Raw genomic sequence first — 11,276 nt, forward strand, 5'->3', positions numbered from 1 at the left:
CGTCCTCCCTCACCGCCGGCCGTGAGGGAGGACGCCGCACGATCAGGTCACCTGATCACCGACCGGCAGACCGGCCGCCTCCTCACGCGAGGAGGGCCGCGGCCTCCTCGTCGGCGTCGGGCTCGGCGACGGTGGCTCCGGGCAGCCGCACGGTGAAGACCGTCCGGCCCGGCACGCTGTCGACGGCGACCGTGCCCCCGTGCCCCGCGACGACGGCTGCCACGATCGCCAGGCCCAGGCCGGTGCTGCCGTTGGCCCGCGACCGCGAGGAGTCCCCGCGGGCGAACCGTTCGAACACCCCGCCCTGCAGGTCCGCGGGGATGCCGGGGCCGTCGTCGACCACCTCGAGGACCGCCTGCCCGTCCTCGGCGCGCAGCCGGGTGGTCGCCGTCGTGCCGGGCGGGGTGTGGGTGCGGACGTTGGCCAGCAGGTTGGCCAGCACCTGGTGCAGCCGGGCCGCGTCGCCGCGCACCAGCACCGCGGCCGGGGGCAGGTCGACCCGCCAGCGGTGCGCGGGACCGGCGGCGTGCGCGTCGCTGACGACGTCGAGGACCAGCCCGGTCAGGTCGACGTCGCCGCCGTCGAGCTCGCGCCCGGCGTCGAGGCGGGCGAGCAGCAGCAGGTCGTCGACCAGCCCGGACATGCGCACCGCCTCGGCCTCGACCCGGCGCAGCGAGGCGTCGGCCTCCTCGGGCAGCCCCCCGCGGCGGCGGACCAGCTCGGTGTAGCCGCGGATGGAGGTGACCGGGGTGCGCAGCTCGTGGCTGGCGTCGGCGACGAAGCGGCGCAGCCGGGTCTCCGACGCCTGGCGGGCGGCGATGCCCGACTCCACCGAGTCCAGCAGCCGGTTGAGCGCGGCACCGACCCGGCCGACCTCGGTGCGCGGGTCGGTGTCGGCGGCCGGCACCCGGTCGGCCAGCCGCACCTCCCCGCTCGACAGCGGCAGCTCCGCGACCCGGCCCGCGGTGGCCGCCACCCGGTGCAGCGGGCGCAGCGTCCGCCCGATCACCGCCGAGCCGACGAGCCCGGCGGCCAGCAGCCCGAGCAGCCCGACGGCGACCTCGACGACGACCAGCCGCAGCAGGGCCGCCCGCACCGAGTCCAGCGGCAGGCCGGTGACCAGCACCTCGCCGTCGCCGGCCGCGGTCGCGACCACGCGGTAGGAGCCCAGCCCGCCGAGGTCGACCGTCCGCGGCTCGCCGTCGGCGTCCAGGCGGGCGAGGTCGGCCGCCTCGGCGGCGGTCAGCGCCTCCCCGTCGCCCTCCCGGCCGATGACGGCGGCCTCGGTGACGGTGCCGTCCTCGACCCGGGCGCCCAGCGTGCCGTCGCCCTGCCCGGGCACCACCAGGAAGTCCGGGCCCTCGTCGGCCCAGCCGTCCCAGCCGGGCCAGCCACCGGGCCAGGCGGGACCCTCGTCGGCCTGCTCCGAGCGGGCGACCGCGGCCGCGAGCCGGTCGTCCACCTGCCCGAGCAGCTCCCCGCGGACGGCGGTGGCGGCCGCGGTGCCCACGACGGCGAGCACGACGGCGAGCGGCACGAGGAAGGCGCACAGCAGCCGGGTGCGCAGGGACCACCGCCGGGCGCGCGAGCTCATGCGCCCACCGTGCGCGGCGGACCTGCACGTCGCCTGGATGCCGGTCGGGAGTCGGCTGGGGGCCGGGTGCCGCGCCGTGCCCCGCCCGGGCCCCGGTCTCAGGCTCGACGGGTGCAGAGCACCACCCCGGGCGGGACCCGGCCCGCCCGGGCTGTCAGCGGCCGAGGCCCGGGAGCGCCGTCGCCGGGGCGAGGGCAACGTCGCGGTCAGCGCGTCGTCGCGCAGCTACGAGCGCATCCTGCGGACCAACGTCCGAGCTGCTGACCGCCGCCTACCGCTTCCGGCTGCTGGAGCGGGCGCTGGGGCTGACCGGCCCGCTCAGGCCGCCGGGCGTCCCAGCAGCTCGGGGAGGGTGAGCCGGGCGGCCCGCGGGCGGTCGACGACGACGACGTCGGGGCCCGCCGCGGCGGCCTGCATCAGCCGGGCCCAGCGCAGCCCGTGCCGCCGCATCCGGCCCTCGGGGATGCGGCGGCCGCGGATCCGCTGGCCGTCGGCGGCCTCCTCCGGCGAGGCGTCGAGCAGCACCAGCCGCACCCATCGCCCCGCCCCCCGCGCGGTCGCCAGCACGACCGGGCGCCACCAGCGGCTGGTCCACGGATCGGCGAGCACGACCACCGGTGCCGGGCCGGCGAGCGCGTGCAGCACCCGCAGCCGGTGCTGCAGGTGCACCAGCGGGCGCACGACGCGGTAGGGCACGCGGGAGCCGGTGCGCCAGCGGGCGGCGACCTGCTCGGAGTCCACCGACGTCACGCCGGGGACCCCGTCGCCCAGCAGCCGCCGGACCATCGTCGTCTTGCCGCTGCCGGGCAGCCCGCCGACGACGACCAGGCCGCGCCCGCCGTCCTCTCCGGACACGGGGCCCGGCACGGAGTCGGGCACGGGGCCCGGCACGGGCATCGTCGCGGTCGGCACGGCTGCCTCCTCCTGTCCCCGGCGGCGCGGGACGCACCGGCCGGATCGGCGGCGGACGCTACCGGGCCGCTCCCGCACGTGGCCGCTCTCGGCGCGCGGGACCGGGCCCGCCGCAGCGACCCGCGGCGAGCCCGTCGGCGGAGCCGGGCAGAGAGTCGCTCCGTCAGTCGCCGTCGGCGTCCCACCACCAGCCGCCGCGGCCGCCCCACCAGGGACCGGCCGCCTGGGCGGACTGCACGAACTCGGTGACCCGCGCCTCCAGGTCGGCCCGCCACTCGTCGGCCTGCTCCTGGGTGAGGCGGCCCTCCTCGACGGCGGCGGCGATGCGCTCCTCCGCCTCCCCGACGATCGCGGTGACGAGGTCCTCGACGGCGACGCCCTGGGCCTCGGCCACCGAGGCGAGGGTGGCGCCCTCGGCCTCCAGGGCGGTGCGCAGCTCCTCCTCGGACAGGCCGAGGGTCTCGGCGACCACCGAGGACCCGTCGCCCCAGCCGTCGTGCCAGCCGTCGTGCCAGCCACCCCAGCCGCCGTGCCAGGCCCCGGCGTCGTCCAGGGTGGTGGCGACCTCGTCGGCCTGCTCCTGGGTGAGCGACCCGTCGTCGACGAGGCCGGAGAGGGCGTCGCGGATGCGGTCCTCGACCGGGGTGGCGGAGTCGGTGGTCGTGTCGGGGGTGGCCGTGTCGTCGTCGGCGACGGCCGGGACGGCGAAGGCCAGGCCGCCGACGGCCAGGGCACCGGCTGCGGTGGCGATCACGATCTTCTTCCGCACGGGCACACTCCTCGCTCGGGCGGCCGGTCGATCCGGCCGTCGGCTGCGAGCATCGGGCCCGTTCCTGTGACCTTGCTGTCAACCGCCCGTGCCGCGACTGTGGACCCCGGCCCCGGCGGGCCGGGCGCTCAGCCGGCCGCCGGCTCCGGCACGACCGAGCAGGTCCCCGCGGGGATGAACACCCCGGTGTGCCCGTCGGAATCCCACTGGACGACGTAGGGCGGCGCCCCGTGCTCGCCCCGGACCTCCAGCACCCGGCCGGTGCGGTCCGGCTCTCCCTGGTGCGTGGACCGGACGACGATCCGGTCCCCGACGCGTGCCTCCACGGCGACCTCCCAGCGGTGTGGCCCTGCCGTCACGCCGAGCCTGCTCCCCACCCCCGCACCGGGGCAAGGGCCCGGGACACCGATCCCGCCGGGGGCGGGGTGGCCGCCGCGGGCGGAGGAGGAACTCATCCCGACGGGGTGGCGACCGCGGACGGCGACGCGGCCACGGTCGTCGCCGGGCCCGACGGCCGGGAGGTGGTCATGACCGGGGGAACCGCACCCGCGGAACGTCGACTGCTGCGCTCCCTGGGCACACCCGACTCGATGATCGACGAGTTCGACTTCTGGGACCGCCGCCACGAGGGCCGGCGGCTGTTCGCCGAGCTGTTCGGGACCTTCCTCCTCGTGCTCGTCGCCGTCGGCGGCGGGATGGTCGACGCGCGCTTCGGCGGCTCGGCGGTGCCCTACGGCGCCCTCGTCGTCGCCCCGGCGCTCATGGTCACGGCCGTCATCCTGTCCATGGGCACGGTGTCCGGGGCCCACCTGAACCCGGGAGTCAGCATCGCGTTCGCGCTGCGCGGGGACTTCCCGTTCCGCCGGGTGCCCGCCTACGTCGTGGCGCAGGTGCTCGGCGCGGTCCTCGCGACCCTGCTGCTGTGGGCCCTCCTCGGCCGGCAGGGCAGCGCCGGGCTCACCCTCCCCGGCCCGGGGATCTCGGCCACCACGGCGATGCTGTGGGAGGTCGTCCTCACCGTGGGGCTGGTCAGCACGGTCCTCGGCGTGTCCTCGGGGGCACAGAACCTGGGGCCGATCGCCGCGGTCGGCGTGGGCAGCTACATCGCGCTGGCCGGGCTGTGGGGCTCGCCGGTGAGCGGCGCCTCGATGAACCCGGCCCGGTCACTGGGTCCGGCCCTCGTCCTCGGGGACTGGACGGCGTGGTGGGCCTACCTGCTCGGACCCGCCTGCGGCGCGCTGGTCGCCGTGGGCATCGCCGTCGTCCTGCGGGGTCCCGGCGGAGGACGCAGTGGGCGGGCGGCCGCCCAGGGGACGCTGGGCCCGGACCGGCAGGCCGGCCCGATCGACCGGGACGCGACCGCGTCCCCCGCCGGGGACGGTGTCGACGCCGGCCGGCCGCGGGCCGATCGGTCACCCCGCCGGTGAGCCCGCCGCGACACGAGAGCCGGCCCGTCCACCGTCGGGGCCGGCGCCGGGAGGACCCGATGGAACAGCGGACCGGAGCACGCACATCGCTCCTGGCCACGACGGCGGCGGCCCTCGCCCTCCTCGTGACCGCGTGCAGCACCGGGCAGGACGCGGAGACGACCCAGGAGGTGCCGGACACGCCGGGCGTCGACGGCTCGGTCGGGCAGGTCGCCCTCGACGACGTCTTCCTCGACGCCGACGCGACCATCGCGGCGGGTGACTCGGTCGGCCTGCGTGGCGCCCTGACCAACGACGCGGACACCGACGACCGGCTGGTCTCCGTCAGCACCCCCTCGGCCGGGTCGGTCGTGCTGCTCGACGAGCAGGGTGACAGCAGCCCCGACGGCATCGACCTGCCCGCCGACGGCTCGGTCGACGCGACGCAGGGGCAGGTGCGGATGCAGCTCGACGACGTGACGGCCGACATCGCCACGTCGGACACCGTGTCGGTCACCTTCGCCTTCGAGAACGCCGGACAGGTGCAGCTCGACGTGCCCGTCGGGACGTCGTAGGCCCGGTGGTCGGACCCGCCGGCCGAGCGTGCCCCGCCGGTCAGAGCAGCTTCGGGAAGACGGCGAGGAGCACGACCCCGACGAGGGCCATCACCACGCCGGTCCCGAGCAGCAGCCACTGCGAGCGGGGCGCGCGCACCCGCGCCGACATGGCCGCGAAGAAGAGGACGGCGGCGAACAGCACCGTGAGGACGGTGTAGTCGTCGCCGCGCTGGTCGTCGGTGAGGGCGGCCTCGAAGCGCTCCGACGCCTGCGCGTCGAGCTCCGTGGCGGGCCCGGCGCTCCGGCAGGACGTAGGAGGACATCTCGAACGGTGAGCCCGGGGCGTCCGCGGCGGTCCCGCCGCCGCCACCCAGTCCCGGTGGGCGGTCGCCAGCGGCTCGGGGAACCGGGCGACGAGGAAGTCCGCCAGCTCCTCCTCCCCGGAGCCGTGGGCGACGACCCACTGGGTCCACAGCCCGATCTGGTTGGTCAGGCGGGCGTTGGCGAGAGCGGCGGCGCGGGCGGCCTCGATCCGGTCGGCCGAGGCCTCGCTTCGACTCGGCTCACCGCGCACCCCCTCCTCGGACAGGCGTCCACGCTGCGCCCCGGCCCCTGGGCCCGGTGCCATCCCGGCAGGACGGTCCCGCGGCCGCACGCTGCCGCAGCGCGGAAACACCGAGTTCACCCACGTGCCGCCCGCACGGTGCACGCTGCGGGTGTGACCAGCGTCAGCCCGCCGCCCGGGCGCTCACGCGGCGGCCTCCGGGCGCACCCGGTCGCCGCCGCGCTGCCCCTGGTGCTGGCGGTCGTGCTGGCGGTCGGCTCGGCAGGGGTCCGGGACGGGATGGCCGGCGACCCGGTGTCCGTGGCAGCCGCCGAGCCGACGGTCCCGCAGGTGGCCCGCGCGGAGTCCGCCGTCGGCACCGCGCCCGGACCCGCCCCTCCGCCGGCCGTGACCGCGCCACCGGTCGACGCCGCCGGGGTGCTCGCCGCCGTGGGCGCCGCGGCGGCGGAGGCGGGCGGCTCCATCGACCTGGTGGTCGTGGCCGCCGACGGGACGCCGCTGGTCTCCTCCCCGGCCGCCGGCGACGCCGTCTACACCGCCTCGCTGGTCAAGCTGTTCCTCGTCGGCCGGCTGCTGGAGCTGGAGGCCACCGGGGCGGTCGCGCTCACCGACCGCGACCGGGAGCTCATGGAGCGCGCGATCGTGCGCTCGGACGACCCCGCGACCAGCGTGCTGTGGGACCGGTGGGAGGGCGCCGCGCTGGTCACACAGACGGCGGCCGAGGCCGGCCTGACCGCCACCGCTCCCCCGGTGACCGCCGGCCAGTGGGGCGAGGCGACCACCAGCGCGGCCGACGTCGCCACCCTGCTGTCCCGGCTCAGCGGGTGGCTGGGCAGCGGCCCGGCCGCCACCCTGCTCGGCTGGATGCGCGCCACCGCCCCCACCGCCGCCGACGGGTTCGACCAGGCCTTCGGCCTCCTGGCCGGCGGACCGGCCGGGACCGTGGCGGCCAAGCAGGGCTGGATGTGCTGCGTGGACGGCGGCCGGCAGCTGCACTCGGCCGGGGTGCTGCCCGGTGGTCAGGCGGTGGTCCTGCTCGGCGACTTCCCGGCCGCGACGTCGTGGGCCGAGGCCCGGAGCGCCCTCGACACCGCCGCCGCCGCGGTCCGCGCCGCCGTGGGCTGAGCCGCCGGGCGCGGGCCACCGGGCCGGTCCCGGGTCCCTCGGGAGGTGCGACGCCCAGCATCCCCGCAGGGAGCACCCAGGCCGGCGGCAGGCGCGGCGGCCACCGTGCGGACATGGACCGGCCTCCCCACGGCGAGCCCGACCGCTGGCTCTTCGACCCCGACTCCACCCGCGCGCTGGTGCTGGCGCGCCGCTGCCCGGGCGGCCGGGCGGTCGAGGACGTGGTCTCCGACCTCGTCTGGGGCGAGGTCGTGCGGCTGCTGCGCTGGGCCACCGCCGGCACGCACGCGACGGCGGCCCTGCGGACCGGGATCTGGTGGCGGCTGGCCGCCGGGTGCGCGGCGCTGCTGCGCCGGCTGCCGGAGCTGAGCGCCGAGATCGCCGAGCCGTGGTCGCTCGACCCGCCGCCCGCCGTTGCACCCGGGGTCCCCGCCGCCGACCGGATCGGTCTGGTCGCCGAGCGCCTCGCCGCCCTGCTGCGCAGCCGGGAGCCGGTGCCGCTGCGCCGGCTGGCCGCCGAGGTGGACGCGCTGGGCGAGGCCGCGGTGCAGGCCCTCGCGGATGCCTCCTTCGACCACTGGCCTGACGACGCATCGCGATATATCGTTAGCGTCATCCGATACGTCAGGAGGACGTCGTGAACCGCGATCCACGCTTCGAGGGGTGGCGCCCCCGCCACCACCACCACCACCACCGCCCGCACGGCTTCGGTTTCGGCCCCGGGGGGCCCGGCTGGCCCGGGAGCGGCCCCGGCGCCGGCGCGGGCTTCGGTCCCGGTCCCGCGTTCGGTCCCGGGTTCGGTCCCGGCCCGGGCTTCGGTCCCGGCTTCGGCTTCGGGCCGGGACCGGGTGGCGGCCACCGCCGCCGCGGCTGGGGCCGCGGACGGGCTCTCCGCGGTGACGTCCGCGCCGCCGTCCTGCTGCTGCTGGCCGAGGAGCCGATGCACGGCTACCAGCTCATACACGCCATCGCCGAGCGCAGCGGCGGGCGCTGGACGCCCAGCCCCGGCGCCATCTACCCGACCCTCGCCCAGCTCGAGGACGAGGGCCTGGTCACCGTGACCGCCGAGGGCGGCCGCAAGCTCGCCACCCTCACCGAGGCCGGCCGCAGCGCCGTGGAGGACCTGCGCGGCGCCGGGACCGACCCGTTCGCCGGCGCGCCTGACGGCGCGGCCGCGGCCGACCTGCGCGCGCTGCTCGACCAGCTGCACGGCGCGGTCCGGCAGATCGCCCGCACCGGCACCGAGGCCCAGCTCACCGCCGCTGCCGAGGTGATCGCCCAGGCCCGGCGGTCGCTGTACCTGCTGCTCGCCGAGGGCCCCGACACGGCGCCGCCGTCCGCGGCCGAGTGACCCGCACCGGGCGCCGCGGGTGACGGCGCCGGCTCAGGACGCGTCGTCGAGCACCCGGCGCAGCGTCGCGGCGAAGGCCTCGGGCTCGCCGGTCTGGCCGTACTCGCCGCCGAGGAAGCCGTCGTGGCCGCCGGGGAAGACCACCGGCGCCGTCCCCAGCCGCCGGGCCATCGCCTCCCCGGCGCGCTGGGCGAGCTCCCCGTCACCGGCGGCCCCGACGGCCACCAGCACCCGGGTGGGCGCGGCCCGCAGCGCGTCGACGTCGTGCTCGTGGTGGGTGCAGGTGATCAGGTTCTGCGCCAGCAGCACGTCGTCGCGCGAGCCGTCGTCCCCGGCGGGCAGGCCGAAGGTCGCGGGGTCGGGGACCGGTCCCAGGTCGGCCGGCACCGGGCCGCGGTGGGCGACCAGCCGGATGAAGCCGGCCATCCCCACGCCGAACCCGTCCCGCTGGTAGGCCTCGGCCACCGCCCGGGTCGCCGCGGAGGCCTCGTCGCGGTCGGGCAGCACCGCCAGCACCGGCGGCTCGTGCGCCACCAGGGTGCGGACCAGCTCCGGCCGGCGGACGACGAGCTCGAGGGCGTTGACCGCCCCGCCGCTGGTGGCGAAGACGTCGGCCGGTCCGCCGCCGACCGCCTCGAGGACGCGGGCGAGGTCGTCGGCGTGCTCCTCGGGTGTGCTGTGCGCCGCGCCGTCGGTGCGCCGGCTGCGCTCGACGCCGCGGGGGTCGTAGGTGACGACCGTGCGGTCGGGGAAGTACCCGGCCAGCGTGCCGAAGCCGGAGGCGCCCATCGGGAAGCCGACCAGCAGGAGCACGGGCGCCTCGGGGCTGCCGGGGGCGGCGGGACGGACGTCGTAGGTGAGCTGCGCGCCGGGGACGTCGAGGAGCTGGGTGCGGATCTCGCGGGCGGTGGTGGTCATGGCTGCCTCCGGGGGTGGTGGGGTCGCAGGGTGGACTCCCCCGGCCCGCCGTTCTCATCGCCGCCGGTCCGGACCTGCCGCGCGGGGGCGGGCGTGCCACGCTCCGGCATGGCCTTCGACCTCCACCGGACCGACGGCGAGGTGCTGCACTTCGACGACGCCGCCCGGTTCAGCTTCACCGCGACCGGTCACCTCGTCGTCTACGACTCGCACGGCAACAAGACCCTCTACAGCCACCACAGCTGGAACTGGCTCGAGGAGCCCGTCCCCCCGCCGCGCCCGATGCGCTGAGCGGCCGGCCCGCGCGGCGTCGGGCAGAGTGCGGGTGCCGACGACGGGAGGAGCGGGGATGGGTGCGCGGGCCAGGCTGGGCGGGGTGCTCGCGGACGCGCTGCTGGGCCTGCCCCTGCGCGCGACGCCGTACACGGTGGAGCGGGACGTCGCCGTCCCGATGCCCGACGGGGTGTCGCTGCTGGGCGACCACTACCGCCCGGCCGCCGCCACCGGTCCGCTGCCGGTGGTGCTGGTCCGCCTCCCCTACGGCCGGGCCGGGCTGTTCGCGCACGCCTTCGCCGCGCCCTACGCCCGGCGCGGGTTCCAGGTGTTCGTGCAGTCCACCCGCGGCACCTTCGGCTCGGGCGGGCACTTCCGGCCGTTCACCACCGAGCACGAGGACGGCCTGGCCACCCTCGCCTGGGTGCGCGCGCAGCCGTGGTGCGACGGCCGGGTGGCGATGACCGGCGGCAGCTACTTCGGCCACACGCAGTGGGCGGTGGCGCCCTACGCCGACCCGCCGCTGGTGGCGGTCTCCCCGCACGTCACCGGGGCGCGGATCACGTCGGCCTTCTACGACCACGGCGCCCCCGGGGTGGAGAACGCCCTGCGGTGGTCGGTGGCGATCGGCCGCCAGGAGGCCGGCGGGGTGCCCGCTCCGCTGCTGCGGCCCCTCCTGCGGACCCGGGTCGAGCGGGCGCTGCGGCGGCTGCCGCTGCAGGCCGCCGACACCGCCGCCACCGGGGCGCCGGTGCCCTTCTGGCGGGACTTCACCGCGCACGCCGCACCGGGGGACCCGTTCTGGGACACCGCCGACCACGACGACGCCGACCTCAGCCGCATGCCGCCGGTCAGCATGGTCACCGGCTGGTGGGACCTGTTCGCCGCCGCCCAGCTCGCCGACTTCGCACGGCTGCGCGCCGCCGGCGTCCCGGCCCGGATCGTCGTCGGCCCCTGGATCCACGGCGAGCCCGCCGAGCTGCGGGCGATCCTGCGCACCGACGTCGCCTGGCTCGACCACCACCTGCGCGGCGGGCCGGCGCCCGGCGGCGCGCCGGTGCGGCTGTACCTGCAGCAGGCCGGCCGGTGGCTGGAGTCGGAGTCGTGGCCGCCGCCGGGTAGCCGTCCGGTCCACCACCACCTGCGGGCCGGCGGCGGCCTCACCCGGGACCCCGAGCCCGGGAACGCCGCGCCCAGCGAGTTCACCCACGACCCGGCCGACCCCACGCCCACCATCGGAGGCCCGCTGCTCGAGCGGCCGGGCAAGCAGGCCGACAACCGCCCGGTGGAGGCCCGCGACGACGTGCTGGTCTTCACCGGGCCGGTGCTCGACCGCGACGTCGACGTCGTCGGGCACGTGCGCGCCCGCGTGCACGTACGCCCCGACCTCGAGCACGCCGACGTCGTCGTGCGGCTGTGCGACGTCGACCCCGGCGGGGTGTCGCACAACGTCGTCGACGGCATCCGCCGGCTGGACCCGCGCAGCGTCCCGGCCGACGACGTCACCGTCGGCACCGACGGCGTGCTGGCCGTCGACGTGGAGCTGTTCCCCACCGCCTACCGCTTCCGGGCCGGGCACCGGCTGCGGGTGCACGTCGCCGGCGGCGCCTTCCCCCGGTTCGCCCGCAACCTCGGCACCGCCGAGCCCTTCGCCACCGCGACCGCCGGGCGGCCGTGCCGGTTCGAGGTCCACCACGACGCCGCGCACCCCTCCCGGCTGGAGCTGCCGGTCCTGTCCTGACACACGACGGCGCCCCCTCTCCGCAGAGAGGGGGCGCCAGACCGTGAGCCGAGGGTGTGGCCCCT

General features: G+C 77.9%; 13 protein-coding genes. 7 read left to right on the top strand and 6 right to left on the bottom strand.

Going from position 1 to position 11,276, the window contains the following annotated elements:
* Window positions 1-82 precede the first annotated feature (82 nt).
* The 4 genes from ACI79V_RS05630 to ACI79V_RS05645 form a co-directional block, all read right to left on the bottom strand.
* On the bottom strand, window positions 83-1,594 hold the full coding sequence (locus ACI79V_RS05630) for a sensor histidine kinase (RefSeq protein WP_456887446.1): 1,512 nt from the start codon (window positions 1,592-1,594) through the stop codon (window positions 83-85).
* Between the two features lie 318 nt (window positions 1,595-1,912).
* Entirely contained in the window at window positions 1,913-2,506 is a 594-nt protein-coding gene (locus tag ACI79V_RS05635) for an AAA family ATPase (protein ID WP_456887447.1), read from the bottom strand.
* Between the two features lie 163 nt (window positions 2,507-2,669).
* A complete protein-coding gene (locus ACI79V_RS05640) occupies window positions 2,670-3,275 on the bottom strand; it encodes a hypothetical protein (protein ID WP_456887448.1) in 606 nt (201 codons plus the stop codon).
* Window positions 3,276-3,403: 128 nt separating this feature from the next.
* On the bottom strand, window positions 3,404-3,601 hold the full coding sequence (locus ACI79V_RS05645) for a DUF1918 domain-containing protein (protein WP_456877269.1): 198 nt from the start codon (window positions 3,599-3,601) through the stop codon (window positions 3,404-3,406).
* A gap of 138 nt (window positions 3,602-3,739) precedes the next feature.
* Here ACI79V_RS05645 and ACI79V_RS05650 point away from each other — a divergent pair, with 138 nt between their 5' ends.
* A complete protein-coding gene (locus ACI79V_RS05650) occupies window positions 3,740-4,702 on the top strand; it encodes an MIP/aquaporin family protein (protein ID WP_456887449.1) in 963 nt (320 codons plus the stop codon).
* Window positions 4,703-4,761: 59 nt separating this feature from the next.
* The gene (locus tag ACI79V_RS05655; protein ID WP_456887450.1) at window positions 4,762-5,256 is read left to right on the top strand and encodes a copper chaperone PCu(A)C; all 495 of its coding nucleotides are present in this window, start codon (window positions 4,762-4,764) and stop codon (window positions 5,254-5,256) included.
* Window positions 5,257-5,296: 40 nt separating this feature from the next.
* Here ACI79V_RS05655 and ACI79V_RS05660 read toward each other — a convergent pair whose 3' ends face one another.
* Window positions 5,297-5,812, bottom strand: a complete 516-nt coding sequence (locus tag ACI79V_RS05660; protein WP_456887451.1) for a hypothetical protein — start codon at window positions 5,810-5,812, stop codon at window positions 5,297-5,299.
* Window positions 5,813-5,956: 144 nt separating this feature from the next.
* On the opposite strand from ACI79V_RS05660, the gene ACI79V_RS05665 reads away from it, so the two are divergent.
* From ACI79V_RS05665 to ACI79V_RS05675, 3 genes are all read left to right on the top strand, one after another.
* Window positions 5,957-6,928 (top strand): serine hydrolase, encoded by a 972-nt coding sequence (locus ACI79V_RS05665; RefSeq protein WP_456887452.1) that lies wholly within the window; start codon window positions 5,957-5,959, stop codon window positions 6,926-6,928.
* A gap of 113 nt (window positions 6,929-7,041) precedes the next feature.
* A complete protein-coding gene (locus tag ACI79V_RS05670) occupies window positions 7,042-7,569 on the top strand; it encodes a hypothetical protein (protein WP_456887453.1) in 528 nt (175 codons plus the stop codon).
* Window positions 7,566-8,279: a PadR family transcriptional regulator gene (locus ACI79V_RS05675; RefSeq protein WP_456887454.1), complete on the top strand. Its 714-nt coding sequence runs from the start codon at window positions 7,566-7,568 to the stop codon at window positions 8,277-8,279. Before ACI79V_RS05670 ends, ACI79V_RS05675 begins: the two co-directional genes overlap by 4 nt.
* A 33-nt stretch (window positions 8,280-8,312) precedes the next feature.
* On the opposite strand, the gene ACI79V_RS05680 is transcribed toward ACI79V_RS05675, so the two are convergent.
* Window positions 8,313-9,197: an alpha/beta fold hydrolase gene (locus tag ACI79V_RS05680; protein ID WP_456887455.1), complete on the bottom strand. Its 885-nt coding sequence runs from the start codon at window positions 9,195-9,197 to the stop codon at window positions 8,313-8,315.
* 108 nt (window positions 9,198-9,305) lie between these two features.
* Here ACI79V_RS05680 and ACI79V_RS05685 point away from each other — a divergent pair, with 108 nt between their 5' ends.
* Both ACI79V_RS05685 and ACI79V_RS05690 read left to right on the top strand, forming a co-directional pair.
* A complete protein-coding gene (locus ACI79V_RS05685; RefSeq protein ID WP_456877277.1) occupies window positions 9,306-9,488 on the top strand; it encodes a hypothetical protein in 183 nt (60 codons plus the stop codon).
* 58 nt (window positions 9,489-9,546) lie between these two features.
* The gene (locus ACI79V_RS05690; protein WP_456887456.1) at window positions 9,547-11,211 is read left to right on the top strand and encodes a CocE/NonD family hydrolase; all 1,665 of its coding nucleotides are present in this window, start codon (window positions 9,547-9,549) and stop codon (window positions 11,209-11,211) included.
* Window positions 11,212-11,276: the final 65 nt, after the last annotated feature.

Source organism: Geodermatophilus sp. SYSU D00700 (assembly GCF_054050255.1).

What these genes read in the sequence shown, in the direction of transcription:
- ACI79V_RS05630 (WP_456887446.1), bottom strand. Translation starts at nt 1,594, where the DNA reads ATGAGCTCGCGCGCCCGGCGGTGGTCCCTGCGCACCCGGCTGCTGTGC.
- ACI79V_RS05655 (WP_456887450.1), top strand. Translation starts at nt 4,762, where the DNA reads ATGGAACAGCGGACCGGAGCACGCACATCGCTCCTGGCCACGACGGCG.
- ACI79V_RS05670 (WP_456887453.1), top strand. Translation starts at nt 7,042, where the DNA reads ATGGACCGGCCTCCCCACGGCGAGCCCGACCGCTGGCTCTTCGACCCC.
- ACI79V_RS05680 (WP_456887455.1), bottom strand. Translation starts at nt 9,197, where the DNA reads ATGACCACCACCGCCCGCGAGATCCGCACCCAGCTCCTCGACGTCCCC.
- ACI79V_RS05685 (WP_456877277.1), top strand. Translation starts at nt 9,306, where the DNA reads ATGGCCTTCGACCTCCACCGGACCGACGGCGAGGTGCTGCACTTCGAC.
- ACI79V_RS05690 (WP_456887456.1), top strand. Translation starts at nt 9,547, where the DNA reads ATGGGTGCGCGGGCCAGGCTGGGCGGGGTGCTCGCGGACGCGCTGCTG.